Raw genomic sequence first — 23,336 nt, forward strand, 5'->3', positions numbered from 1 at the left:
CTCGCCGGCGGCGATCGCGGCCACGGCCTCCTCGATCTCGGCGAACACGCTCAACCGGGTCACGTTACTTCCCTGCTCGAGTGGTGGCTCACCGCGATTGTCGACCGCCGGCCAGAGCCGGGCAGTGTCGCATCCTGCGACACGGTGCTGTTCGAGACCTACGGCGGTGCGGCGGGCTCGGTGGTTGTGAGCCAGGTATCCCTCGGCCGGAAGAACCGGCTGTGGTTCTCGTGGGACGGCGCCACGGCGTCGTACGTCTTCTTCGAACAGGAACTGCCCGACTCCCTGTGGCTCGGTGGCCGCATAGAAAGCCGTGTCGTGCCCCGGGGGCCGGACACGCTCTCCCCGTCCGCGTGGAGGCGGCGATGGCCAGCGCGGACTGTCGGCCGGCCGGGGTCAGCGGGGAGCCGAGGATCAGGTTGTTGAGGCGGTCGGCTCTAGCTGACGATCTGGATCGAGTCCCTTCCCTCGAGCGGCACTCCGTTGACCGTCCTCCCCTTGAGGATCCCCTCCGTGTCGCCGAGCTGGAACCCCGCCAGCTGGATCGAGAAACGGCACACCAGATCGCGGCGACCGTCCCCGTTCACGTCTTGCGCGTTCCTGTTGCAGCTGACGAGGCTGTGCTCGTCGCCGGTCCTGCCGAACGTGAGAGAGGTCCTGTCCACGACGGCCGTCGCATCAAAGCCCTCTGCAGAGAGGACAGCCACTGGAACCGTGTTGTGATTATGAATGTTGATGCGGTTGGTCTCGGTCGCCGGCATGATATCGATGGTGACCCGGAGGACAGAGACCGCCCCTTGGAATTCGTACGCCCCAATGTCCACCGTCGCGACGCCGTCACCGTCGCCATCCACCGGACGGGGGTTGCCGTCGAAGTCGGTGCTCGGGGCGCCCTGGCCGGTCCCCGCGTCGATCGCCGGCGAGCCGGGCTGGAGGTGGTAATCATCCTGTGAGGCGTTCACGAACATCGGGTCCGCCGAGAGGTTGCCGGCAAGACCTGTCTGGTCGGCGATTCCCGAATAGTTGGTCACGTTGCCGAACGCGAGATTGTTCTCCCAGGTCGGGTTCTGGGACTCTGTTCCGAAGTCGACCTGCAGCCCGATCTGGTTCCCGACCACGACGTTGTTGCGATAGATCTGGCCTGCGGTCTGCACCCGCGCGTCGACGCGCACCCCAACCTGGTTGTCGACGATGGTGTTGTTGACGACGACCGGCGCGGCCTCGAGGGGAAGGGTCATGTTGATCGCGCGGCAGGGGTTGTGCTCGAAGAGGTTGTTCGTGATCCGAGGGAAGGAGGTGTTGATGAAGCTGACCACTCCGGAGAGGAACTGGGTGTCGCAGGAGTTGTTGCGAAAGACGTTCCCGTCGATGACCGGTGATGCGCTGTTGCCCCCGATGGCGGCCCCGAAGCCTCCCGCCAGTTGGGTGTTGCCGTCAAAGACGTTGGCCTGGACGACGGTCCCGATGCCGGACACGCTCATCGCCGCCCCGAAGTACTCCGCCGCCCCCGTCACCGTGAATCCGATGAGGGCTCCCGCCGGGCCGATCGTGACCGCCGTCCCGCCCGCCACGTCGATCGTGGTCGCCGCTGCCCCACCAGTGCTCTGGAGCCTCACGTCCTTCTGGTGGAAATCGAGGTTCTCGTGGTACACGCCGGGGTCGACCAGCACCGTGTCCCCGGGGGCGGCGGCGTCGAGCGCGGCCTGTATGGTGGGGAAGTTGCCGGGGACGCGCAGGTCCGCGGCGAAGGCTGGCTGAGGGACCAGAGCCAGGTACATTGCAAGGCCGATCGCCAGGACGCACATGCAGGCGACCCGCGAGACACGCTTTTGATCTGCAGCCATCAGGGTGTTTGCCTCCCGAAACATCAGCAACGACTTCGCACTGTCGTCGTTCGTGGAGCTTTCTGTTCGTGGATCTTTCTTAGGGTCAAATCCGTCACATGTCGGCTTAGCCTAGACAAGCCGCGCAACTTTCCAGCTTGCGAGGAGCAATGTCAAACTAACCATTCCAGACTCGACTCACCATCTCACTCCGCACCTGGTGCGCGAAGTCCGCCCAACGGCAGCCACGCTCGGAGAGCTTCTCGCTCCGGCTGCGGACGATTGATCTCGGCGGCCGCTGTCGTGTCGCGAGCTACCTATCTCTGTTCAACGACTCATACCTGGCAAAGTCACCAAGCGGGGACCCCTAATGGAACACTTAGGGCTCGCCGCTCAGCAACATTGGCATTCCAGAAGGAGCCTGCCCGGGCCAGAGGGCCGAGCTTGCACAAGTTGTCGAGCGGAGGGCCCTAGCGGAGGGCCCTTAGGATGCTCGACAGCGGCATCTCGCTTGGCATCCCGAAGAACGCGGCACCCGACGTCTACGCTGTCGAACTCATAGGCTGGAACGACGCGATCACTGCGACCGCCTCGACCTCGATGAGCAGGTCATCGCGAACCAGCCGCCGGACCTCGACGGCCGTGCTCGCCGGTGGCTGCTCGGTGTTGACGTACTCGTCGCGGACCTCGCGAACCACTGGCAGCTGGGTGGCGTCCACCAGGTAGTAGTTGAGCTTGATCACCTGCTGGAAGCTGGCCCCGACCGCCTGGAGCGCGGCCTGCAGGTTCTCGAACACCTGCCGCGCCTGCGCGCGGATGTCGCCTGGGCCAACCAGCGCGCCCGTAGGGTCGAGGGCGACCTGACCGGCGATGTAGACCGGCCGACCCGCCGTCACCTCGACCACATGGGTGTAGCCGGTGGGAGGGTGCATTGCCTCGGGATTGATGAAGTTTGCGCTGGTTGGGACCTGCGCAGACGACGCATCGGTCATGCGGCTGTTCCCGTCTCAGTGGTGTGGCTGCCGGCAAGGAAGTCTACGATGCAGGAGAGTCGGTCTGGCCCTATGACCCACCCGCCCGGGCCGGCGACCGTCCACGACGTGCAGCGCTGGCTGCGGGCTGACCCGGCTGGGCGAGGTCGTCGACGGGCGCAGGATCCCGAGGCCGGACGAGCCCAGCGCGCAGATTGTGTAGCTGCGAGGGTGAATGGCCCACCGCCTGGCCACGGAGGATCCTCACGGACATGATGAGGATACCGTGGTCAACGGCTGCTACTGGGAGCCCGACCGCCGCCCTTCCGTTCGTGCCGGCTCGTAGGTGAGGACGAGGACGCCGTCTGCACCGAGCAGCTCGTCCTCGGCTTCGGCAACCTCACCGAACGCTCCATCCAAGCGGGCATCGCCGCCGTCGGCGACCTCCTCGACGGGCGCACGACGTGAGGGTCGGGTCCCGATGCTCGCACCCGCTCGGGCGTCGCACCACCCGATCCGCCAGTAGGCGCCCACCTCGATGACGGGTAGGCGCCCACCTCGATGAAGCCCAACTCGGTCACACGGGCGGCAATGCGCTCCTCGGCGTGTCGCCGCCGCTGTGCTGCCAGCCGCTGCGGTCGGGGCCAGCCGAATCGGGAGCCGCGTCGGCGCCGCCTGCACCTGCCAGTCGCTCACCCCAAGCTCGGTGGCGATCCGGGGGACGCTGTTGCCGACGTCGCAGCGGGCCTGCAGGTAGGAGCGAAGGTCGTCAAAGCCGAGCGCATGTAGCATTCCTCCAGGTGCCGATCGCGGCCGCTGCACGCCGACGGGTGGCGGCGGTACCTGGGCCGCCTCGGCGCGGTCGCCGAGCGCCGGACGCCGCCCGGCGATCCGTCCCTTCCCTTCCCTACCAGGGGCCGGGCGCGGCCCCGAACCCGCTCGCCGGAGGAGGCACGCGATGAGCGTCGACGTCGAGGAGACGATCACCATCGACCGGCCCCGGCCGCAGGTCGCCGGCTATGCCATGGACCCGGCCCACGACACCGAATGGATCGGGGGTGTCACCCAGGTCGAGCTGCTCACCGACCCGCCGGTCCGGGTCGGCACGCAGGTCCGCCGGGTCGCCCGGTTCCTCGGCAAGCGCATCGACTACGTGCTCGAGGTCACCGAGGTCGAGCCGGCCGAGCGCGTGGTGATGCGGTCCATCCGCAGCCCCTTCCCCATGGTGGTCACCTACCGCTTCGCCGACGACGGCACCAGGACCCGAGCCAGCATCCGCGTGCAGGGCGACTCCGGCGGCTTCTACCGGGTGGCGGCGCCGCTGCTCGCCGGCCGCGTCCGCCGCGATGTCCACGGCGACCTCGAACGGCTCAAGCGCAACCTCGAGCCGGGTCGGCCCACTCCGGCCGACCGCTGAGCCAGGTCCTCGTAGGGTGCCGGAACCATCCCCGCCCGCGGCGCGTCAGAGAGGCATGCGCGGATGGCTGCTGGCCGGGATGGTGGTGACGCTGCTCATGGGAGCGGCCGGTTGCGCCGACCGCGGCCAGACCGACCAGGCGTCCTGGGGCGCCGCCGCAGGACACGACCAGCCGCTGACCCGCACGGAGTGGCAGTTGACCCAGGTCGTGGCGCCGTCGAGGACCTGGAGCCCGCCGCCGGACGTCGACGCCGTGCTCCGCTTCGACGGCGAGGGCGGGTGGAGCGCCACGGCCTGCAACCACTACGGCGGGCAGGTGCGGATCGACGCCGGCCTGCTGCGCCTCGGGCAGGTGCTCGGCACCCAGATGAAGTGCAGCGGCCCCCGTGGCGACGTCGAGGCGGCATTCGTCGACGTGATGGAAGGCGAGGTGCGCTGGGCCATCGGCGGTGAGGAGCTACGCCTGGACAAGCCGGACGGCCGCGGGCTCCGGCTGCGGGTGCGCGACACGATCTACCCCATGCGCGACCTGCGGCCGCTGCTCCAAGGGCGGCGCCACGGCGGCGACTACCGGTTCGGCTGGCGGCCGGGTGACGGGAGCGTCCTGCTGGACTGGGAGTGGCGCGACGCGCCGGGCAAGCCCTGGGGGTTCGCCGGCATGAACCGGGAGCGGACCGGGCCGGTGCCGCGACCCGACGTGCTCACCGCGGGCGCCGGCCACGAGCAGTTTGTCTTCGGGATCGTGCCCCGGGCCACCGCTCGGGTGGTCTACCAGCCACCCGCCGGACACCCCACGGTCGCGCTGGAACTGCTCGACGTCCCAGGCCCGCGCACCTGGCACGCCTTCGGCGGGTTCGTCAAACAGCCCCGCCAGGGCTCGGTCGTGGTCGCCTTCGACGGCCACGGGCGCGAGCTGGGGCGGTCCCACCGCCTCCTCGCCTGAGCCCAAGGGCCAGGGGAGTCCTGGACCTCCCCCTGAGGGACTCTGCTGGCACTGTTGCATCTGGGCGAGGGTCGTCGTCGACGAGCCGCCGAGTGGAGCCGCTTCCCATGCAGAGGGCTGCGAGAGCTACTCAAAGCTCTCGATCACGGCGGTCATCAGCGGCATCGAGGGCGCCCAGTGGAGGACGTCAGGGCGACTGATCGCTAGATGCAACAGTGCTGTCGCTGGTCAACGCGACGCAGCAACGTCCGGGCTGTGGGTCCAGCTCGGCCCGGACGGGCGGGTCGCCGCCGAGGTGGTCGGTGAGGCCTCGGAGCATGGCTCGAGCATGGCGAGGTTGGCCCCGCAGACCAGGTCACGGTGGTCGGCGGCGATGCGGTCGAAGGGGCAGTTGCGGAGCCGGATGGTGCCGCCGGCGTCGTCGTAGGGCTCGTAGCCGCGGCGGGCCAGCGCCTGGCGGACCGCCGCGAGGACGCGGGCAGGGTCGCCACCGGGCTGGATGTGGGTGGCTGCCTCGGTGCCGAGTTCCGCGCCGAGGCTGCCGGCGGCGCGGTTGAGCGCGGCCTGGGCGGCGCCGGAGGGGTCGGCCTCGACGGCGCGGGCGAGAAGCTCGGCCAGGGCGGCGTAGTCGCGGGCGGGGAGGCTGAGCTCGATCTGACGGTCGGCGCGGACGTAGTGCTTGGCCGGGCGGCCGGCGCCGGGTCCCCGGCGGCTGCTGCGGCGCTGGTAGCGGGCCTCCAGCAGGCCGTCGTCGATGAGCTTGTCGAGGTGGTAGGCGGCCAGGGGCCGGCTGATGCCGACCGCGTGGGCGGCGTCGTCCCGGCTGGCGGGGACACCGCGCTCGGCCACGTAAAGGTCGGCGGCTACCTGGTCGCCGCCTGGCTGGCCGGCATCATCGGCAACCTGCTGCTGCTCGGCAGCCACTACGACATCGCCCTGCGGGACCTCGGCCTGCTGCTGGCGGCGCTGGCGCTGGCGCGGCTCGCCACCGCGTTCCGGCCCGCCCACCACGCCACGCAGCTCTGAGGCGCAGCAGGCGAGCGGCGCCGCCGCCACCCCGACGCCGCTCGCCTGCAGCCACTGTCGCCCACTGCAGCCGAAAGGATCCGACGTGTCCGCTGCTGCCCGCCCGTTTGTGGGGGTCGCCCACGTCGGCTACCTGCCGGCCGGGCGGATCCTGGGGCTGTCGAAGCTGGCCCGTGTGGTCGAGCTGTTCGCCCGCCGTCTGCAGTTCCAGGAGCGGCTCACCAAGCAGGTCGCCGACTGGCTGCAGGCCCAGCTGGCGCCCAAGGGCGTCGGGGTCGTGGTGGAGGCCGAGCACCTGTGCATGTCGCTGCGCGGCGTGCAGGCCACCGGCGCCCGCACCGTCACCTCGGCCCTGCACGGCCTGCTGCGCACCGACCCACGCTCACGTGTCGAGGCGAGCGCGTCGTGAACCTGCCGGCGCCGCAGCCTGCCGGCGCAGTGCAGCTCGACGAGCCGGCGCGGCCGACCGGGCCCGGGCAGGCCAGCCGCGAAGCGGGCGCATACCCGCCGATCGCCGACCACGCGATGCTCAGCGACTGCCACTCGGCCGCCCTCGTCTCTCGGGACGGTTCGATCGACTGGTGCTGCTTTCACCGCTTCGACGCCAGGCCGGTGTTCGCCCGCTTGCTCGACTGGTCGGGCGGCGGCCACTTCCGCATCGCCCCCACCCAGCCCGCCACCGTACGGTCGCGGTCGCCCTTGGCGACCAGACGGGGTCGCCGGCTCGCGTTTCCCAGCCGGAGTGCATGAGCACCGCCGAGCCCCGCAAGATCTGGCCGTTGCCCCGCTCGAAGCCCCGGATGTCGGCCACCGTCACCTGGGCGTCGGCGACCAGGTCGGTCGCTCAACCGCCGCCACCCTCCGGCGAGCCTGACAGCTCCAAGTCGACGTCGAGGTCGGCGAGGCCGACGTCGAGGTCACGCTCGGTCCGGCCAAGCCCGGGCGCCCACACCACCAGGCGCCACCGGCCAGGCCCTGGGTACAGCGTGAACCGGCCGTCTGCGTCGGCGCGCACCTCGCCCTGGAAGTCGCCCGCCGGGCTGCGGACCTGGACGTATGCCCACTGGGCCGGCTGGTTCGCAGCACGGATGATTCCTGTCAGTGTCGGCATCGTCTCGCTCCCTGGGAGGATGGCCTGGGTGCCAGACCCGAACTCCGACCGGTCAGGTTACCGCCCTGGTCTCCCCATGCGCATCAGCGCTCGACGCTACACACTCGCCGTGGCCGCCCGCCACCACCCCGGCGCTTCATCGACCTGGGCCGGCCGGGAAGCCGGCTGGTCCATGATGAGTTGCGACGCCGAGCTGAACTGACCAGACGGTAGGTCGAGCACCCTCTGGGAGCTGTCACTGGCGGGTCGTACCCTACTGGCTCGTCCGGCTCGACAGGTGCGGTAGGAGGTCGTCATGCGTGGCGGCGATGATGACCCGGACCTGCGCCTTCCAGGTCAACCTGGACCTCGGCGACCCCGGGCAGCGGGACGAGCGGTGGCTGGTCGCCAACCTCGTGGCACCGGTCGCCTGCGCAACCTTCGCGTCCAGCCCGGGCCCTGGCGTGGTCTCGGTCCGCGCCCGCACCTGGCAGCGGCTGGACCCGACCCGGACCGGCTTCCCCGCCCGGCTGGTCGCCGGCTCCAGCGCCGACCCGGTCGACCAGCTCACCCAGGCCGCCATGGCCGCCGACGTCCTGCTGGTCCGGCGGACCAACACCACGTGGGAGCCTGGCCGGCCCGGCTGGACGTTCGGCGACTGGCTCGGGCACGGGCACCCGCGCCACGGCCGGCCGAGCGTCGACGACCTCCGCTACCACCTCACCACCCTGTTCCTCGAGGTCCGCCCGCGCGGCTTCCTCGAGCTGCGCGCGATCGACGCCGTGCCGGCCCGGTGGCGGCCGGTGCCAGTGACGCTGCTCGCCGGCCTCCTCGAGGACCCGGCGGCGCGCGGCCAGACGCGCGCGCTCCTCGAGCGCCACCGATCCCGCCTGCCGCGGCTCTGGCACCGGGCAGCCACCGCCGGCGTGGCCGACCCGGAGCTGTGCGCGCTGGCCGTGGAGACCTGGTCGCTCGCCCTCGCCGGGCCGGGCGGCTGCCCGCCGGCTACCTCGGCCCATCCGACCTGCGGCGCGGCCGAGGAGTTCCTGGACCGCCTGACCCTTCGAGGCCGCTGCCCGGCCGACGAACTCCGCGATGCGCTCACCCGGGGACCGTCCGCGGGACTGGCGTGGGCCGCCGAACCCGCCGAGCCCGCTCCCTGCATCAGCACCCGATCGAGGTGAGGCAGATGCACCCAGCTGATCACCCCAGCCGCGCCCCCGTGCCGGCCAGCGTCCTGCGCCGCCGGCTCGAGGGCGAGCTGGCCACCGTCCGGCGGCGCCTGCTCGGCCTGGTGGACCCGCTCGACGACGACGCCCTGCACCGCCAGCACAACCCCATCATGGGCCCGCTGGTCTGGGACGTCGGCCACGTGGGCAACTTCGAGGAGCTGTGGCTGCTCCGCGAGCTGGACGGGCGCGCGCCCCACGACCCCGACCTCGACCACGTCTACAACCCGTGGGCACCGACGACCGCACTGCCGCCTACGACAACGAGCGGCCGGCCCACCGCGTCGACGTGCCGACGTTCGCGATCGACCGGTTCCCCGCCACGGCTCGGCGCTTCGCCGTCTTCGTCGCCGCCGGCGGCTACGACCGCCCCGAGTACTGGACCGAGGCGGGCTGGGTCTGGCGGCAGGAGACCGGCCACGCCACCCCGCAGGGCTGGCTGCCCGACGGTTCGGGCGGCTGGCTCGTCCGCCGCTTCGACCACGTGCTGCCGCTGGACCCCCGCGAGCCGGTCCAGCACATCTGCCACCACGAGGCCGAGGCGTTCGCCCGCTGGGCCGGCGGCCGGCTGCCCACCGAGGCCGAGTGGGAGAAGGCGGCCACCTGGGACCCCGAGGCCGCCCGCAGCCGGACCTACCCGTGGGGCGAGACCTCACCAGGACCCGCGCACGCCAACCTCGACCACGGCGCGTGGGGCCCGGCCCCGGTCGGCTCCTACCCGGCCGGCGCGTCGGCCTACGGGGTCGAGCAGCTCCTCGGCGACGTCTACGAGTGGACCTCGTCGCCGTTCACCGGCTGTCCCGGCTACACCACCTTCCCCTACCCCGAGTACAGCGAGGTCTTCTTCGGCGGCGACTACCGGGTGCTGCGGGGCGCCTCCTGGGCGACCTCCCGGTGGGTCGCCCGGGCCACGTTCCGCAACTGGGACCACCCCCAGCGTCGACAGCTCTTCTCCGGGGTACGGCTCGCCTGGGACGTGGGCTGATGTGCCGCATGGCTGGCTACCTCGGCGCGGCCGTGCCGCTCGCGGTCCTCCTCAGCGACCCGCCGCACTCGCTCACCGTCCAGGCCTACCAGCCCAGGATGCAGCACGAGGGCACCGTCAACGTCGACGGCACCGGCGTGGCCTGGTGGCCGCCCGGGGACGCCGAGCCGCTGCGCTACGTCACCGAACGTCCGCCCTGGTCAGACCCTAACCTGCTGCCTCTCGCCGCCCGGCTGTGCGGGGTCGCGCAGCTCGCCGCCGTCCGGTCCGCGACCCCGGGCCTGCCGTTCGGCCCCGACGCCGTCGCCCCCTTCGTCCGCGACGGCGTGGCCCTGGCTCACAACGGCCGCGTCGGCGGGTTCCCAGGCAGAGTCGGACGAGCGCTGCTGGAACGCCTGCCCGACGAGTTGCTCACCGCCGCGGGCGTGCTGACCGACTCCGTGGTGCTGTTTCTCACCGCCCTGCACCACCGCCGCCGGCAGCCCGGCCACGGCCTGGCCAGCGCGCTCGCCGGCGCCGTCCACGAGGTCGAACGGGCCTGCGCCCACGCTGGCCAGGCCGCCACGCTCACGCTGCTGGCCTGTGACGGCCAGCGGCTCGTCGGGATCCGGGCGGCCGCGGGCATGCGCTCCCCCACCCTGTTCACCCGCGCCGGCCCCGAGCACGCGGGCCTGGTCGCCGCGTCGGAGCCGCTCGACGACACCCCAGGCTGGACCGAAGTGCCAGACCGGCACGTCGTCGAGCTCACCGGGACCGGCGTCACGCTCACCCCCCTCTCCCAGGAAGGCCCTCGATGACCAGCGCACCAACCCGGACCGCACCCACCATGACCTTCCTCGCACCCCGGGCCGACCGGCACTAGCAGCTCACCCGAGACGTCCGCGCCGGACTGACCGCCGCTCCCCGGGTGGCAGGGCATCAGGAAGCCATCGTGCTCAACCGCGAAGACTCTCCCGACGCCATCGACCGTCCCGCACAGCTCCTCGACGCCGGGCCTTGCGCGCCGGGGAGCGGGGAAGCCCAGCGCCGGCCGGCCATCGCCATGCGATCGCGACGAAGAAGACACCGGGGGCGTACGGGAAGGCGACGACGGCGCCTCGGGCGGGAAGGCGTCCCCTCCAATTCCGGCGACCTGCTCAGCCCGTGGCCGTTCGGCCCCTGATCTGGGCGACGACGGCGGAGTAGTCATAGCCGCCAAGACCATGCTGCTCCGCCTGCTCGATCCACCGGGCCGCGCCCTGGACCAGCTTGAGCTCGACCTCGCGACGCTCGGCCGTGTCCAGCACCAAGCCGAGGTCCTTGCGCATCAGCGACAGCTTGAAGCTCGGCGTGTAGTGGTCGCCTTCGATCTTGTCGAGCTTGCGCGACAGCGCCGGGCCGATGGGTGAGTCCAGCAGGGCCGGGATGACCCGCTCCGGGTCAAGGCCGAACCCGTCAGCCAGCGCGAGCGCCTCCCCGACCAGGCTCATGAGGCCGGCCAGGGTGGCGTTGGCCACCAGCTTCATCGCCGCCCCCGCGCCGGTGGGGCCGAGATGGACCGGCGTGCCCAGCGGAGCCAACAGGTCCCTGCAGCGGGCAAACGACGCCTTGCTGCCGCCGACGAAGATCTGCAGGGTGCCGTCCACGGCGTTGGCCACGCCGCCCAGCACCGGCGCATCGACGAACTCGACGCCTTCGGGGAGCCTTCCGGCGACCTCGAGCACGTGGTCGGGACCGACCGTCGACATGTCGATCAGCGTGGTCCCCGGCTCGATGCCGACAGTGACGCCGTGGTCGCCGAACAGGACCTCCGACAGCGCAGCGGGAGTGGCGAGCATCGTGATCACCGCCTGCATGCCGCGCGCGGCCTCGGCCGGCGAGTCGGCGATCGCGGCCCTGCCCTGGAACGCCGCGGCCCTGGAACCCGTCCGGTTCCACACCGTGACCTGGTGGCCGGCCTCGATGAGGCGGGTCGCCATCGGCGCCCCCATCGCGCCGAGTCCGAGGAAGCCAAGCGTTGCCATGGTCAGCTCCTGAACGGCCCGGTGTCAGCGGTCCATTCTCGCGCTCCTGCACCCTGCTCGTCGCCACCACCGCCACCGCAAGGCTCGCCGCGGCGGCCGGCACCTTCTTCGACACCCCTCGACAGTCCCCAAACCCGCGCGCCTACGCGTTCACGCTCCGTGCCCTGGCCGACCAGCCTTGTCTCCGCTGCGCCCTACGACGCCACGGTTGCCTGGGGGTGATCGTCTCGGACCAGATCCAGGTCGGCGGCCCTGGCGTTGGACTCCACCTGCTCGACCGACTTGCAGCCGGCGACCACACAGCTGACGGCCGGGTGCTGCAGGCACCAGGCAAGCGCCCACGGCGCCATCGCCACCCCCTCGGGCACCTCGGTGCGGCCGATCTGGTCCACCAGCGCGAGCTTCCGCTTGACCTCGGCCGGGTCGTGGCCGGAGCGCCAGTCGGTGCTGGCGGTGACCCAGGCGCCGGGCCGGTACTTGCCGCTCAGGTAGCCGTTGGCCAGCGGCTCTCGCACAACCACCCCCAGGTCCTGGTCCAAGCACGCCTGCAAGACGCCATGCTCGGCGGTCCGGTCCAGGCGGTTGTAGCCGACCTGGACCACGCTCGCGCCGACCTCGGCGGCGCGCCGGGCCTGGTAGACGTCGTCGTTGCTGCCCAGGGAGATGCCCAGGTGCCGCACCGTGCCCTTGGCCACCTGCTGGTTGAGCGCCTCCCACAGGTCGTCTTGGTCGACGACCTCGTCGGGGCCGGAATGCATCTGGTAGAGGTCCACATGATCGGTGCGAAGCGCCCGCAGCGACGCCTCCAACTGCTCGACCACCTCCGTCGGTGTCCAGTGGTCGGTCCGGACCCGATCAGGCGACAGGGCGTCCTGCTGCATGGCCTCCGGGTGGAACTGGTGGCCGAACTTCGTGGCGACCACCCAGTCGTCTCGTTGGTGGTGGATCGCGGCGCCGACGAGCGCCTCGGCGAGGTGGTCGCCGTAGCACTCGGCGGTATCCACCAAATTCACGCCAAGGGCCCGTGCCCGTCCTAGCAGCATGTCCACCTCGTGCTGGGTGAAGCGTTGTCCCCACTCGCCGCCCAGCTGCCAGGTCCCGACACCGACAACGGAGACGCGCAGCCCCGTCCTGCCCAGCCTGCGGTACTTCACGATCGCCACCTCCGGTCCCGGAGCCAGTAGCATCTCAGCGAAGGTGGAACAGCGGGCCGGTGATCGTCAGGCCAAGGTCGTTGCCCAGCCCGGCGAACAACGCGAATGCCATGATGCACCCGCCGGCCAACGCCATGTTCTTCATGAAATGGGCCTGCTGGTTCGCGCGCTGCTGGGGGTCCTGGATCTTCCAGAAGGCATGGATCCAGAACGCGGCGGGCACGACGAAGACCAGCAGCAGCAGCGCGCCGAGGTCGCCCCAGACACCAAGGGCCACCATCAGCCCGCCGACCAGAATCAGCAGGCCGGACAGGACGACCAGTGCTTCGGCGGCCGGCACACCCTGCGACGCGGCGTACTGGGCCATGCCCTTGCGTTGGCCGATGTGGCCCACCGTGCCGGACGCCACGAAGATGAGCACGAACAGGATCCTGCCGATGAGCGCGATGACGTCCATGTCGCCTCCGACTGCACGGCCAAATCGAACCAATTTCCGATCAACCTGGACACTATTCGCGGATCATCGCACAGTGACCGCTACGCAAGTGCGGCTGCAGGAGCTCGCAGCTGTGGGCGAGGACGGCGGCGAACAGGGAGGGCACTGCTCGACCAACAACACGGCTTCCCAATCCTGGTCAAGCACTTCAAGCGTGTCGGCCTCGATCCCGCAGGCGGCGGGGCCGGCCGCGGCGTCCACCGCATGCGTTGGGCCGACCGGAGCGGTCCTGGCCGACCTGAAGACCCCGTCGGGACGGTGGGCCCATGACGGGACGCGCTCCAACTCCCGTGCGCCGACCTTGTAGCGCATCCGCGCCGCCATCCCAACCCTGGTGGCCAGGTCGATGAAGAGCAGCACCTGCAGCCGCCGCAGCCAGATCGTGTCGACGGTGAAGAAGTCACACGCGACAATCCCTGCGGCCTGCCGGCGCAGCAACGCCCGCCCGGTGCTGCTCACCCGCCGCGGCCGTAGTGCCCGCGCAGGGTGTCCATCGGCAGCGGACGTTTGGAGCCCCAGGTGCTCTGCCGGCTGGATGGGTTAACGAGGGAGCACTCGGAGGTCAGCGCCTGGCCGTCTGTGACCTGGGTAGGTCACTTGGGCGGCAGGCTTCGCGCATACCCCACGCCCCGGTCAACCCATCGGCGCAGATCGTCGTCCTCGCCGTGCCCGCTCGTGTCGACCAGGATCCAGCCCTTCATCGGGCGGCCGGTAAGGTCGAACGGCCGGACGCCGGACTCGGACAGGCTCGTCTCGTAGACGGTGGGGTCGGTCCGCACGATCAGGTCATCGCCGTGGACACCACAGGCCATGTTCCCGTTGAGCAGGAAGGCGAGCCCGCCGAACATCTTCTTTTCCGCCAGCCCGGATTCGCCGCCGATCAGTTCGCGGATGCGGGTGGCCAGTCCCTCGTCGTATGCCACGCCGGTATTGTGGCACGAGCGCCTGGTCGGCGATGAGGTGCTGGTAGACGGCGTCGGGTAGCCGCCGTTCCAGGCAGCGCAGGGCTTCCTTGCGGGACTTGCCCTCGTCGAGTTTGCGCTGGTAGTAGGCCTGCCCGGCGGTTGGGTGGCGGATCTGGAGCCTATTGATCGCGTGTCCGCGCCGTGAGGCGGGCCGCTTGAGCCGTCTCCGGCAGCGATCCGATGCCGACACCTCGTCCGTTTGAGGAAGTCGCGTCCGCCGAGTGGTGTTATCGCGTCAGGCCGAGCGCCTTGGCGGCGCACCGCTTGCAGGCGTCGGGGGCGGCCGGGTCGAACACCCGGGCGACCCGCCGCGCCGGCCGGCGGCACAAGGTGGTCGCCGGCTCACCCTGCGGCCCGACCGGCACGGCATGCACCAGCTCCGGGCGGCTACCGCCAACGTGTCCCTGGTGGCAGGGCACGAGGAACTCCTCGTCGTCGAGCAACGTCGCCTCCGCGCCGTCGTTGGACGACACACTGGCATGAGAGGCTACGCGGCTGACAGGGCGTGCCCGACGCCTGTCGCAAGGACGTTCGCGGATTGAAAGAACTTTGTTCGACGCTGGTGCGCACCGGCTGCGTAGCCTACCCGTCGACCTGTGTGCCCTCGCAAGGAGCGTGCCGATGACCGCTGCCGCCTGGCTCGACGAGCTGGACCCGCTCGTCGCCGAGGCCGTCGACCCGGTGGCGACCGAGGTCGACCGGGCCGCCACCTTCCCCCGCGCGGCCGTCGACGCGCTCGGGCGGGCCGGCCTGCTCGGGTTGGTGAGCGCCGCCGAGGTCGGCGGTCAAGGGCAGGGCCTGCGGGCGGCGAGCATGACCGTGGAGCGGCTGGCCCGCAGTTGTGGTTCGACGGCGATGGTAGTGTGCATGCACTACGCGGCGGCCGCAGTGGTCGAGGCGCTGGGACCGCGCGCGGCGCGGGAGGCGATCGCCGCCGGCAGGCACCTGACGACCCTGGCGTTCTCGGAGGCGGGCTCGCGCAGCCACTTCTGGACGCCGGTGTCGACCGCGACCCGCGACGGCGGCGACGTGCGGCTGGACGCGCACAAAAGCTGGGTCACGGCCGCGGGCGAGGCCAACTCCTACGTGTGGTCGAGCCGGCCGGTCGGGGCCGAGGGGCCGAGCACGCTGTGGCTGGTGCCCGCCGACACGCCCGGCCTGAAGGTGGCCGGCCCGTTCGACGGGCTGGGGCTGCGCGGCAACGCGTCGAACCCTATGAGCGCCCAGGGTGTCGTGGTGCCCAGCTCGGCCATGCTCGGCGAGGACGGCAAGGGCGACCAGGCGATGCTGGGGATCGTGCTGCCCTGGTTTGTGTGCATGAGCGCCGCGATGGCGGCAGGCACCATGGAAGCGGCCATCGCCAAGACGATCGCCCATGTCAGCGCCGTCCGGCTTGAGCACTTGGACACAAGGCTGGCCGATCTGCCCACGATCCGCGCCTACCTCGCCCGCATGCGGTGCACCGCCGACCAGGCCCGGGCGCTGCTGCTCGACACCCTCGACGCGATCGAGCGTGGGCGCCCGGACACCACGCTGCGGGTCCTTGAGGTCAAGGCGGCCGCCGGTGAGGCCGCCGTCGAAGTGACCGAGCTGGCCATGCGGGTGTGCGGCGGGGCCGCGTTCCGCAAGGAGGCCGGTGTCGAGCGGCACTTCCGCGACGCCCGGGCGGCGACGGTGATGGCCCCGACCAGCGACGCGCTGTACGACTTCATCGGCCGGGTTGTGTGCGGCATGGACCTGTTCGGCTGAGGAGCACGACGTGGAGGACGACACCCTGGTCGTTGGCGCGGTCGCCTACGACCCCAAGGTGGTGACCATCTGGGAGGGGTTCAAGGCCTGGTTCGCCCGGCACGGCCTGCGGTTGGACTACGTGCTGTACTCCAACTACGAGCGGCTGGTCGAGGCGCACCTGGCCGGCCACGTCGACGTGGCCTGGAACTCACCGCTGGCCTGGGTGCGTGCCCGCCGGCTGGCCGCCGCCCAGGGCCGTGAGGTCCACGCCGTTGCGATGCGTGACACCGACTGCGACCTACGGTCGGTGATCGTGGTGCGGGCCGACCCGACCATCGACGAGGTCGCCGGCCTGCGGGGCCGGACGGTAGGGGTCGGCGCGGTCGACTCCCCGCAGGCCACCCTGCTGCCGCTCTCCTACCTGCGCGCCCACGGGCTCACCCCAGGCGTCGACGTCGAGGTCCGCAGCTTCGAGGTACTGCCAGGCAAGCACGGCGACCATGTCGGCGGGGAGCGCGACGCAGCCGCGGCGCTGGTGGCGGGCCTGGTCGACGCCGCCTGCGTGCTCGAGGGCAACCATGCCGGGTTCCAGGCCGACGGCACCCTGCCGGCGGGCAGCACCCGGGTGCTGGCCCGCACCGGCGCCTACGACCACTGTAACTTCACCGTCACCGACCACGCCCCGCCGGCGCTCGTCGAGCGCTTCCGGGCGCTGCTGCTGGGCATGTCCTACGACGATCCCGAGGTGCGACCGCTGCTGGACCTGGAGGGCCTGCGAGCCTGGCGGCCCGGCCGCGTCGACGGCTACGCGCCGCTGGAGGCCGCGGTAGACCAGGCCGGTTTCTACGACCGCGAAGGCCGCCCGACCGCCACCGGCTACCGGTACTGACTCCCACCACCCGAGCGAGGCCACGGGCGCGACGCGGCGGGTCGGCGCTGCCGCGCGCTCACCGCGCGCCACCCTGGCCAAGTACGATCGGGATGGTCAGCGCGATCACGACCACCAGCACCCACACCGCCGGCGCGGAGCTGCGGAGCTGCTCGCGGCGGCGGGCGACCCGGGCCGCCTGCAGCTCGGTTCGGCTGACCCACCACGGCGTCGAGCGCGCCTCCAGCAGGTGGAAGACCACCCCGAGCGCGGCGCCGTAGGCGAGGTGCCCGACCAGGCTCGGGAAGGTGCTGGCAGCGGCCGCGGCCGTCCAGGCCGGCTCGCCGCCCAGCCACACCGGAAGCAGCGTGATTCCGCCGAGCACCCACCAGAAGAAGCCGTAGCCGACCCCCCACCCCAGGGCCGACCCGACGGTGTCGCTCTGGCGCCGGAACAGCAGCCCGTAGGAGGCGCCGATCAGCACCGAGATCACCAGGTGGACGGCGACGCCGGTGGTCGGCGAGCGCGCCCCGACCAGCCGCGCGATCGTGCCGAGGACGCCGACCTGGACCATGACAACGGTGAAGGCCAGCCCACCGGCGACCCCGGCCAGCGCGCCCTGGCCGATGGCGCGCAGCCCGCGCGTGCCGGCGCTCTCCTCGTTGTCGCGGCCGACATGGTCGCCGAACAGCAGCCGCCCCAGCGCGCCGAGCCACTGGTTGGCGAGCGTGACCGCCGCCCCAAGGAGCAGGTAGCCGGGCAGGGTGGCGAAGGCGTCCCGCGCCCGGGCGGCCGACCAGGCCAGCCCAGCCCCATCCAGAGCCGGCAGCAGCGTCAACGCGGCGATCACCCACCACACGAAGCCGTACACGGTCCCTCGGACCAGGCCAGCGCCCGCGCCGTCGACCGGCCGCGGGTACAGCAGGGCGTAGCCCGCGCCGACCGCGGCGCCAAGCAGCCCGGTGGCGAGCAGCGCGACCACCTCCGGCTGGCGGCCCATGGCCACCGAGGTCGCGAGCGGCTCGCGCTCGGGCGCCACGGCCACCTCCAGCAGCCAGGCGGCCATCACCCCGGCGAGCAGCCCGCGAGCCAGGCCGCCCGCGGTCACCCGCAGCGCGCCGCCGGCCGATTGCGCCCTCCAGCGGATGACGACCAGGGCCAGGCCGGTGGTGGCACCGTAGGCCAGGTGGCCGAGCAGGCTGGGGAACTGGGCCTGGGCGGTCGGCACGGTCCAGGCCAGCGGCTCGCCGAGCAGCAGGGGCAGCAGCGTGAACGGGCCGAGAAACCACCACAGGGCGCCGTAGGCGAGCCCCCACAGCACCGTCTCCCCCGCCCCGGCCCGCTGCCCGGTGACCAGCACGCCGAAGCCGGCGCCCACGATCGCGGCGACCGCCATGTGCACGGCAAACCCGACCACCGCCGAGTCGGCCCGGACTAGGGAGGCGATCGTTGGCAGCACGCCGAGTTCGGCCATGGCCGCGCCGAATGCCAGGCCGCCGACCAGCCCGGCAACGGCGCCGGGAACGACCCCCTCGGCCAGCCAGGGGCCCCTCGCACGGGCTGCTCGGCCCGCGGCTGTGCTCACCCCACCCGCTCCCGGCGGCCGGCGCGGATCTCCTCGGGCAGGGTCGGGGCGGGGGTGGGCTGGGTCAGCACGATGTCCCGAGGGAAGAACAGGTCGATCGTCCAGTCCAGCAGCACCCGCACCTTCCTCTCGAAGCCGGGCAGCTTGGCCAGGTAGACGGCGCGCCACATGAGCCAGGCGAGCAGGCCGGAGAAACGCCACCCGCGTAGCTCGGCGGCGGCGCTGCGGTGCCCGAGCGCGACGAGCGCGCCGATGGTGCGGAAGCGGAACGGCGCCGGCGGCCGGCCGCGCAGGGCGGCGGCGACGTTGCGGGCCACCACCTTGCCCTCCCGCATGGCGTGCTGAGCGGTCGGCGGGTAGGTGCCGCCCTGGGGGTCGGGGATGGCGGCGCAGTCCCCGATCGCCCACACGCCGTCCAGGCCCTGGACACGCAGGGTCGGGTCGACTACGACCGCGCCGGTCTGGGTCCGCTCGGCGGGCAGCATCCCGAGGATCGGGTTGGGCCGGTTGCCCGCGGTCCACACCAGCGTGCGGGTCGGGATGCGGCCGCCGCCCTCGAGCAGCATGGCGTCCGGGGTCGCCCCGGCAACGCGGGTGGAGAGCCGGAACCGGATGCCGCGGGCCTGGAGCCGGTCGAGCGCGTAGCCGGCCAGCTCGGGGCCGAGCTCGGGCAGGATCCGCTCGCGCGAGTGGACCAGCACGAAGCGGGGCTCGTCGCGCCCGATACTGGGGTAGTAGTGCAGCACGCTGTGCACCAGGTCGAACAGCTCGGCAACCATCTCGGTGCCGGCGAAACCGCCCCCGGCGACCACGAAGGTGAGCTGATGCTCGCGCTCGGCCGGGTCGGGCTCGGCGTCGGCCAGCTCGAGCAGCCCGATCACGTGGTCGCGGAGCCGGGTGGCGTCGTCGAGCGTCTTGAGCGAGATCGAGTGCTCGGCCACGCCGGGCAGCCCGCGGTAGTCGGGCACGGCGCCGAGGGCCAGCACGAGCTGATCGTAGAGCAGCGCCTCGGCCGGGGCGGACGGGCCCGCCCGGAGGGTGACGACCCGGGCGCCCGGGTCGATCGCCTCGATCTCGGCGCGCACGAAGCGCGTCGAGCGGCAGGTGGCCCGGACCGGCGCGCTGATATGGCGGGCCTCCAGCGAGCTGGAGGCGACCTCGGCCAGCATCGGGGTGAACAGCAGGTAGTTGCTCTGGCTGACCAGCGTGACCTCGGCGCCGGGCTGGCGGGCGAGTTCCCGCTCGAGCTGCTGAGCGGCGGCGACGCCGCCGAACCCGCCGCCGAGCACGATCACCCGGGCTGTCGGGGGCGGCGGGACGGGGGCGGCCGGTGCCGGCGCGGGGCGGGCGGCCAGGTAGGCGGCGGCGAGCAGGTGCAGGCCGAGGCCGGTGAGCCCGCCGTACAGCAGCGCGCCGATCAGGTACGGGAACGCGGCCGTGGCCGCGGCCAGCGACCAGGTCGGCGCCTCGCCGGCCAGCAACGGCAGCAGCGTGAGCGGCCCGAGCACCCAGCTCAGCAGCCCGGTCACCAGCCCGGCGCCGAGGGTGGCGGCATGGCCGCCCGGCTGATGGCCGAACACGGCGCCAAAGCCGGCCCCGACCAGGACCGCGAAAGCCAGGAAGGCGCCCCAGCCGGGCGCGGTCGCGGTCAGCGCCGCAACGCCGCCCGCCATCATCCCCTGGGCGGCCTCCAGCCAGCCGACCACCAGCCCACCCAGCAACCCGGCCAGCCCGCCCGCGGCCACGTCCAAGCGCCAGGCCACCAGCCCGCTGCCCCGCCTTGATGCCATTTGGCCGATCCTACGAGGGCTTGGCGGCGCGGGACGGGCGGACCAGGCGATGGTTCGCAGACGTTCACGGTTCGTAAGTACCCGGTAAGAAGGTCGCTGCCGTCCAGGCGCAGGCTATGACGCCGTCCCCTCCCACCACAGGGTGACGAACTCCCAGCCGGACGAGCCAAGGTCCGGGGCTGGTCCCCGGCAGGGCACTGTCGCATTGAGCGATCACCCATCTGGCTGCCTCCACTCCGCCACTCAAAAGCACAGCAGCGCCTCGGCGTCGTCGGTGATCTTGGCCAGTGCCCGCCTGGCCCCAGGCTGCACGCTCTTGGGCAGAGCGCTCACGACATTTGCGACCTTATTCGCGGAGAGGACGTAGCGGCGGGGGTGGCCAGCTGTCCGAAGACCGTAAGCAGCGGGTGCTCGGATTGCGCGAGTCCGCCTCGTACACTCCATTGTGATGGACCTCACCCGGGTCAGTGTCGTCCTGCCCGCTCTGAACGAGGCGACCGCCCTGCCGGCCGCGCTCGCCTCGTTTCCCGCGCAGGCCGACCTTGTCGTCACCGACAACGGCTCCGACCTTGGCTCGTTCCGGGCGATCCGGCGCGACGCGCTGGTCGCGCTCGGGATCCGCGACCACGGCTGGCCGCTGGAGATGATCGGCCGGGCGGGTCGGGTGGGGCTGCGGGTGCGCGAAGTGCCGGTGCGCTACCACGCCAGGGCGAGGGGACCAGCAAGGTGATCGGGTCGCTGCCGGGCACGCTGCGAGCCGCCGGCGCCATGGCCCAGGTGACCTGCCGGCTGCTCGCCGAGCGGCGGCCGCGCCGCCGGGACGGCGACTGGTGAGCCGGCCCGGGCGCGGGCGGCCTACGGACGGGGACGGGGCGCCGACCGGCGGGCGGTCGGCGATTGTGGTGATCACCAAGGAGCCCGTCGCTGGCGCCGCCAAGACCCGGCTGATCCCCGCGTTCGGCCCCGGCGGCGCCGCCCGGGCCGCGGCCGCGATGCTGGCCGACACGCTCACGGTCGCGGGCGCGGTCGGGGCGGCGCCGTGGGTGTGCTTCACCCCGCCAGGTGCCCGCGCGCGGCTGGCCCGGCTCGCGCCCGGGTTCGGACTGCTGCCCCAGCGCGACGGGGATCTTGGCGACCGTCTCGCCGCGTGCTTCGGCGACCTGCTCGGATCCGCCGCGGCACGGGTGGCGATCGTCGCCGCCGACACCCCGCAGCTGCCCGCGGCGAGCTGCCGGCGAGCGTTGGCGTGGCTCGACCAGGTCGACGTGGTCCTCGGCCCCTGCGTCGACGGTGGCTACTACCTGGTCGCCGCGGTCGCCTGCTGGCCGGAGCTGTTCGTCGGCGTGCCGATGGGCAGCGATGCGGTGTTTGAGGAGACGATCGCGCGTGCCAGCCGCCTCGGCCTCGCGGTCGGGCTGCTGCCGGTGCTGCGTGACCTGGATCGCGTGGAGGACCTCACGGAGGCGCTGGCCGCTGGCGAGCTGGACGGCTGCCCCCACACCCGGGTCACGGTCGCCGAGCTGCTCGCCACCGCCAGGACGGTGTCCTCGTGACCGCCCGCGCGGCGGGCGTCACCGCGGTGGCACTGCTCGCGCTCGGCGCGTGCGGCGGGCGCGGGGCAGCGCCCGCCAGGCCCGCGGCGGAACCCGCCGGCGCCCCGACCACACTGGTCGCGCCGGCGGGCCGCCTGGTCGCGCTGGGTGGGGGCAGCCCGGAAGGGCTGGTCGCCGACCCGAAGACCGGGCTTGTCGCCGTCGCGCTGCGCGCGCCGGGCCGGCTTGCCCTGGTCGAGAGCGGAAGCGGCCGGGTGATCGGGACGGTGACCCTGCCGGGATCGGCGCGGCACGTGGCGCTGGCGGCGGCGGGCGGGCCGGTGCTCGTGCCGGTCGAGGACCGCGGCATGCTTGTCCAGGTGAGCCTGCCGGCGGGCGAGGTGCTGACCCAGACGATCGTGGGCCGCGGACCGCACGACGCGGCGGCGTGGGGAGGCCGCGTGTTCGTGAGCGACGAGGGTGGCGCCGCCGTGTCGGTGGTCCAGGACGGCCGGGTCGTCGCGACGCTCACCGGCCCGCAGCAGCCCGGCGGCGTCGCCGCGGGCGACGGCAGGGTTGGCGTGGTCGACGTCCGCGGCGCCGCGCTGTACGTCTACGACCCGGCCACGCTGCGCCTTGTCGACGGGGTGCCGGCCGGCGCCGGGCCGACCCACGTGGTCGCCGACGGCCAGGGCGGTCTGGTGGTGGCCGACACGCGTGGCGGCGCGCTGCTGCGCTACCGGCTGCGCCCCGACGTCCGGCTGCTGGACCGGCTGGCGCTGTCCGGCCGGCCGTACGGCCTGGCGGCCGATCCTGGCCGGCGGGCGGTGTGGGTGACGCTGACCGACAGCAACCGGCTGGTTGGGCTGCGCGTGACCGGGGGTGGGCTTCGGCCCTTCGCGAACCTCCCGACGGTCCGCCAGCCCAACTCGGTCGCGGTCGACGTCGCATCCGGCCGTGTGGACGTCGCCAGCAGCGCCGACGGGATTCTGCAGATCATCACACCCTGACTGCCGACCGGCTTCGAAAGGAGCAGCGCAATGTCGCAGACGGCCGAGGTTGGCAGCCGCGCGGTCGCCGCCCGTCCGGCCCTGTGCGCCAAGGGCCTAGTCGCGTTCCGCATCTTCATGGGCGTCATCTTCGGCATCAACGGACTGGCCAAGGTGCTCGACAAGGGCTCCTACGACTTCAAGGTCGTCTCGTTCGGGCTGATCGACCGGGGCACGGCGCGCGGGCTGCTCGCTGGCTGCGCCGGGCCGAAGTCCCCATGCGATCGCGCCGCTGAAGTGGTTCTACACCCACCTCGTCCTGGCCCACTGGGCACCCTGGTCTGTCTTCCTGACCGTGGCCGAGGTGACGGTCGGCGTCCTGCTGTGCTTCGGCATCGCGAGCCGCCTTGGCGCCTGGGCCTGATCCTGCCGCTGCAGATCATGGTGATCAACAACGGCGGCTACCTGTTCGACTTCGCGCCGGACTGGGTGCCGCTCGCGATCCTGCTCGTCGTGCCGTCAGGCCGCGCGTGGGGTTTGACGGCCGCCTGGCCGCCCGGTTCGGCGACCGCTGACCAGGGGGGAAGCTCCTACGGGGACGACGGCACCCGCTCGCAGGCGCGGCCGGAGCGGCGCGGTTGGGGCTGCCCAGGCGGAACCGCGGGGAGGGCGCGGACCAGGCAGGGCGACCCGTCGAGTCGCACGGCTTCGTCCTCGATGGCGGCTCCCAGGCTCACCC

General features: G+C 72.4%; 26 protein-coding genes and 3 pseudogenes. 16 read left to right on the forward strand and 13 right to left on the reverse strand.

Features of this window, described 5'->3' with window-relative positions:
* A partial coding sequence (locus tag VG276_31765; GenBank protein HEV8653854.1) for a hypothetical protein occupies positions 1–426 on the forward strand: 426 nt, incomplete at its 5' end.
* A gap of 11 nt (positions 427–437) precedes the next feature.
* Here VG276_31765 and VG276_31770 read toward each other — a convergent pair.
* Positions 438–1,868 (reverse strand): choice-of-anchor Q domain-containing protein, encoded by a 1,431-nt coding sequence (locus VG276_31770; GenBank protein ID HEV8653855.1) that lies wholly within the window; start codon positions 1,866–1,868, stop codon positions 438–440.
* A gap of 497 nt (positions 1,869–2,365) precedes the next feature.
* Positions 2,366–2,815: a RidA family protein gene (locus VG276_31775; protein ID HEV8653856.1), complete on the reverse strand. Its 450-nt coding sequence runs from the start codon at positions 2,813–2,815 to the stop codon at positions 2,366–2,368.
* 937 nt (positions 2,816–3,752) lie between these two features.
* Here VG276_31775 and VG276_31780 point away from each other — a divergent pair.
* The gene (locus VG276_31780) at positions 3,753–4,211 is read left to right on the forward strand and encodes an SRPBCC family protein (GenBank protein HEV8653857.1); all 459 of its coding nucleotides are present in this window, start codon (positions 3,753–3,755) and stop codon (positions 4,209–4,211) included.
* 55 nt (positions 4,212–4,266) lie between these two features.
* A complete protein-coding gene (locus tag VG276_31785) occupies positions 4,267–5,154 on the forward strand; it encodes an META domain-containing protein (GenBank protein HEV8653858.1) in 888 nt (295 codons plus the stop codon).
* A 228-nt stretch (positions 5,155–5,382) separates the two neighbouring features.
* Here the strand turns inward: VG276_31785 and VG276_31790 are convergent, their stop codons facing one another.
* A complete protein-coding gene (locus VG276_31790) occupies positions 5,383–6,003 on the reverse strand; it encodes a transcriptional regulator (protein HEV8653859.1) in 621 nt (206 codons plus the stop codon).
* Between VG276_31790 and VG276_31795 the strand changes: the two genes are divergently transcribed.
* From VG276_31795 to VG276_31805, 3 genes and pseudogenes are all read left to right on the forward strand, one after another.
* A complete protein-coding gene (locus VG276_31795; GenBank protein HEV8653860.1) occupies positions 5,959–6,180 on the forward strand; it encodes a hypothetical protein in 222 nt (73 codons plus the stop codon). The two genes, VG276_31790 and VG276_31795, sit on opposite strands and share 45 nt — an antisense overlap.
* Before the next feature lie 103 nt (positions 6,181–6,283).
* A pseudogene (locus VG276_31800) lies at positions 6,284–6,589 on the forward strand (GTP cyclohydrolase I).
* A complete protein-coding gene (locus VG276_31805; protein HEV8653861.1) occupies positions 6,586–6,930 on the forward strand; it encodes a trehalase-like domain-containing protein in 345 nt (114 codons plus the stop codon). The pseudogene VG276_31800 and the gene VG276_31805 overlap by 4 nt, the downstream one beginning before the upstream one ends.
* A 1-nt stretch (position 6,931) precedes the next feature.
* Here the strand turns inward: VG276_31805 and VG276_31810 are convergent.
* Together VG276_31810 and VG276_31815 are read right to left on the reverse strand one after the other, a co-directional pair.
* A pseudogene (locus VG276_31810) lies at positions 6,932–6,997 on the reverse strand (hypothetical protein).
* A 27-nt stretch (positions 6,998–7,024) separates the two neighbouring features.
* A complete protein-coding gene (locus VG276_31815) occupies positions 7,025–7,291 on the reverse strand; it encodes a carboxypeptidase-like regulatory domain-containing protein (protein ID HEV8653862.1) in 267 nt (88 codons plus the stop codon).
* Positions 7,292–7,599: 308 nt separating this feature from the next.
* On the opposite strand from VG276_31815, the gene VG276_31820 reads away from it, so the two are divergent.
* From VG276_31820 to VG276_31835, 4 genes and pseudogenes are all read left to right on the forward strand, one after another.
* Complete coding sequence (locus VG276_31820) at positions 7,600–8,454, forward strand: glutamate-cysteine ligase family protein (protein ID HEV8653863.1); 855 nt, start codon at positions 7,600–7,602, stop codon at positions 8,452–8,454.
* A 5-nt stretch (positions 8,455–8,459) separates the two neighbouring features.
* Positions 8,460–8,651, forward strand: a pseudogene (locus tag VG276_31825) (DinB family protein).
* Between the two features lie 77 nt (positions 8,652–8,728).
* Positions 8,729–9,484 carry an SUMF1/EgtB/PvdO family nonheme iron enzyme gene (locus tag VG276_31830; protein ID HEV8653864.1) on the forward strand — a complete coding sequence of 252 codons (756 nt, stop codon included), beginning with the start codon at positions 8,729–8,731 and terminating at the stop codon, positions 9,482–9,484.
* The gene (locus VG276_31835; protein HEV8653865.1) at positions 9,484–10,281 is read left to right on the forward strand and encodes a hypothetical protein; all 798 of its coding nucleotides are present in this window, start codon (positions 9,484–9,486) and stop codon (positions 10,279–10,281) included. Before VG276_31830 ends, VG276_31835 begins: the two co-directional genes overlap by 1 nt.
* Before the next feature lie 339 nt (positions 10,282–10,620).
* Here VG276_31835 and VG276_31840 read toward each other — a convergent pair whose 3' ends face one another.
* The 6 genes from VG276_31840 to VG276_31865 all read right to left on the reverse strand — a co-directional run bounded on the left by VG276_31840 (position 10,621) and on the right by VG276_31865 (position 14,545).
* On the reverse strand, positions 10,621–11,487 hold the full coding sequence (locus VG276_31840) for an NAD(P)-dependent oxidoreductase (protein ID HEV8653866.1): 867 nt from the start codon (positions 11,485–11,487) through the stop codon (positions 10,621–10,623).
* Between the two features lie 194 nt (positions 11,488–11,681).
* On the reverse strand, positions 11,682–12,641 hold the full coding sequence (locus VG276_31845) for an aldo/keto reductase (protein ID HEV8653867.1): 960 nt from the start codon (positions 12,639–12,641) through the stop codon (positions 11,682–11,684).
* 34 nt (positions 12,642–12,675) lie between these two features.
* Positions 12,676–13,098 carry a DoxX family protein gene (locus VG276_31850; protein ID HEV8653868.1) on the reverse strand — a complete coding sequence of 141 codons (423 nt, stop codon included), beginning with the start codon at positions 13,096–13,098 and terminating at the stop codon, positions 12,676–12,678.
* Positions 13,099–13,161: 63 nt separating this feature from the next.
* On the reverse strand, positions 13,162–13,596 hold the full coding sequence (locus tag VG276_31855; protein HEV8653869.1) for a hypothetical protein: 435 nt from the start codon (positions 13,594–13,596) through the stop codon (positions 13,162–13,164).
* A 134-nt stretch (positions 13,597–13,730) separates the two neighbouring features.
* Complete coding sequence (locus tag VG276_31860) at positions 13,731–14,060, reverse strand: TfoX/Sxy family protein (protein HEV8653870.1); 330 nt, start codon at positions 14,058–14,060, stop codon at positions 13,731–13,733.
* Positions 14,061–14,329: 269 nt separating this feature from the next.
* Positions 14,330–14,545 carry a hypothetical protein gene (locus tag VG276_31865; GenBank protein ID HEV8653871.1) on the reverse strand — a complete coding sequence of 72 codons (216 nt, stop codon included), beginning with the start codon at positions 14,543–14,545 and terminating at the stop codon, positions 14,330–14,332.
* Positions 14,546–14,723: 178 nt separating this feature from the next.
* Between VG276_31865 and VG276_31870 the strand changes: the two genes are divergently transcribed.
* The gene (locus VG276_31870) at positions 14,724–15,851 is read left to right on the forward strand and encodes an acyl-CoA dehydrogenase family protein (protein ID HEV8653872.1); all 1,128 of its coding nucleotides are present in this window, start codon (positions 14,724–14,726) and stop codon (positions 15,849–15,851) included.
* A gap of 10 nt (positions 15,852–15,861) precedes the next feature.
* A complete protein-coding gene (locus tag VG276_31875) occupies positions 15,862–16,722 on the forward strand; it encodes a PhnD/SsuA/transferrin family substrate-binding protein (GenBank protein ID HEV8653873.1) in 861 nt (286 codons plus the stop codon).
* Positions 16,723–16,780: 58 nt separating this feature from the next.
* On the opposite strand, the gene VG276_31880 is transcribed toward VG276_31875, so the two are convergent.
* Both VG276_31880 and VG276_31885 read right to left on the reverse strand, forming a co-directional pair.
* Positions 16,781–18,286: a hypothetical protein gene (locus VG276_31880; protein HEV8653874.1), complete on the reverse strand. Its 1,506-nt coding sequence runs from the start codon at positions 18,284–18,286 to the stop codon at positions 16,781–16,783.
* Complete coding sequence (locus VG276_31885; GenBank protein ID HEV8653875.1) at positions 18,283–20,076, reverse strand: NAD(P)/FAD-dependent oxidoreductase; 1,794 nt, start codon at positions 20,074–20,076, stop codon at positions 18,283–18,285. Before VG276_31885 ends, VG276_31880 begins: the two co-directional genes overlap by 4 nt.
* Before the next feature lie 448 nt (positions 20,077–20,524).
* Between VG276_31885 and VG276_31890 the strand changes: the two genes are divergently transcribed.
* From VG276_31890 to VG276_31905, 4 genes are all read left to right on the forward strand, one after another.
* On the forward strand, positions 20,525–20,806 hold the full coding sequence (locus VG276_31890; protein HEV8653876.1) for a glycosyltransferase family 2 protein: 282 nt from the start codon (positions 20,525–20,527) through the stop codon (positions 20,804–20,806).
* A 172-nt stretch (positions 20,807–20,978) separates the two neighbouring features.
* On the forward strand, positions 20,979–21,629 hold the full coding sequence (locus VG276_31895) for a TIGR04282 family arsenosugar biosynthesis glycosyltransferase (GenBank protein ID HEV8653877.1): 651 nt from the start codon (positions 20,979–20,981) through the stop codon (positions 21,627–21,629).
* Positions 21,626–22,618, forward strand: a complete 993-nt coding sequence (locus tag VG276_31900) for a YncE family protein (protein HEV8653878.1) — start codon at positions 21,626–21,628, stop codon at positions 22,616–22,618. The genes VG276_31895 and VG276_31900 overlap by 4 nt, the downstream gene beginning before the upstream one ends.
* Before the next feature lie 117 nt (positions 22,619–22,735).
* The coding region (locus VG276_31905) for a hypothetical protein (protein HEV8653879.1) at positions 22,736–23,336 on the forward strand (601 nt) is incomplete at its 3' end.

The organism is Actinomycetes bacterium (assembly GCA_036000965.1).
Lineage (GTDB): Bacteria > Actinomycetota > CALGFH01 > CALGFH01 > CALGFH01 > DASYUT01.

Excerpts from the sequence above, each read along its gene's own strand:
- VG276_31770 (HEV8653855.1), bottom strand. The coding sequence starts at position 1,868 with ATGTTTCGGGAGGCAAACACCCTGATGGCTGCAGATCAAAAGCGTGTC.
- VG276_31775 (HEV8653856.1), bottom strand. The coding sequence starts at position 2,815 with ATGACCGATGCGTCGTCTGCGCAGGTCCCAACCAGCGCAAACTTCATC.
- VG276_31780 (HEV8653857.1), top strand. The coding sequence starts at position 3,753 with ATGAGCGTCGACGTCGAGGAGACGATCACCATCGACCGGCCCCGGCCG.
- VG276_31785 (HEV8653858.1), top strand. The coding sequence starts at position 4,267 with ATGCGCGGATGGCTGCTGGCCGGGATGGTGGTGACGCTGCTCATGGGA.
- VG276_31815 (HEV8653862.1), bottom strand. The coding sequence starts at position 7,291 with ATGCCGACACTGACAGGAATCATCCGTGCTGCGAACCAGCCGGCCCAG.
- VG276_31820 (HEV8653863.1), top strand. The coding sequence starts at position 7,600 with ATGATGACCCGGACCTGCGCCTTCCAGGTCAACCTGGACCTCGGCGAC.
- VG276_31835 (HEV8653865.1), top strand. The coding sequence starts at position 9,484 with ATGTGCCGCATGGCTGGCTACCTCGGCGCGGCCGTGCCGCTCGCGGTC.
- VG276_31840 (HEV8653866.1), bottom strand. The coding sequence starts at position 11,487 with ATGGCAACGCTTGGCTTCCTCGGACTCGGCGCGATGGGGGCGCCGATG.
- VG276_31850 (HEV8653868.1), bottom strand. The coding sequence starts at position 13,098 with ATGGACGTCATCGCGCTCATCGGCAGGATCCTGTTCGTGCTCATCTTC.
- VG276_31870 (HEV8653872.1), top strand. The coding sequence starts at position 14,724 with ATGACCGCTGCCGCCTGGCTCGACGAGCTGGACCCGCTCGTCGCCGAG.
- VG276_31885 (HEV8653875.1), bottom strand. The coding sequence starts at position 20,076 with ATGGCATCAAGGCGGGGCAGCGGGCTGGTGGCCTGGCGCTTGGACGTG.
- VG276_31890 (HEV8653876.1), top strand. The coding sequence starts at position 20,525 with ATGGACCTCACCCGGGTCAGTGTCGTCCTGCCCGCTCTGAACGAGGCG.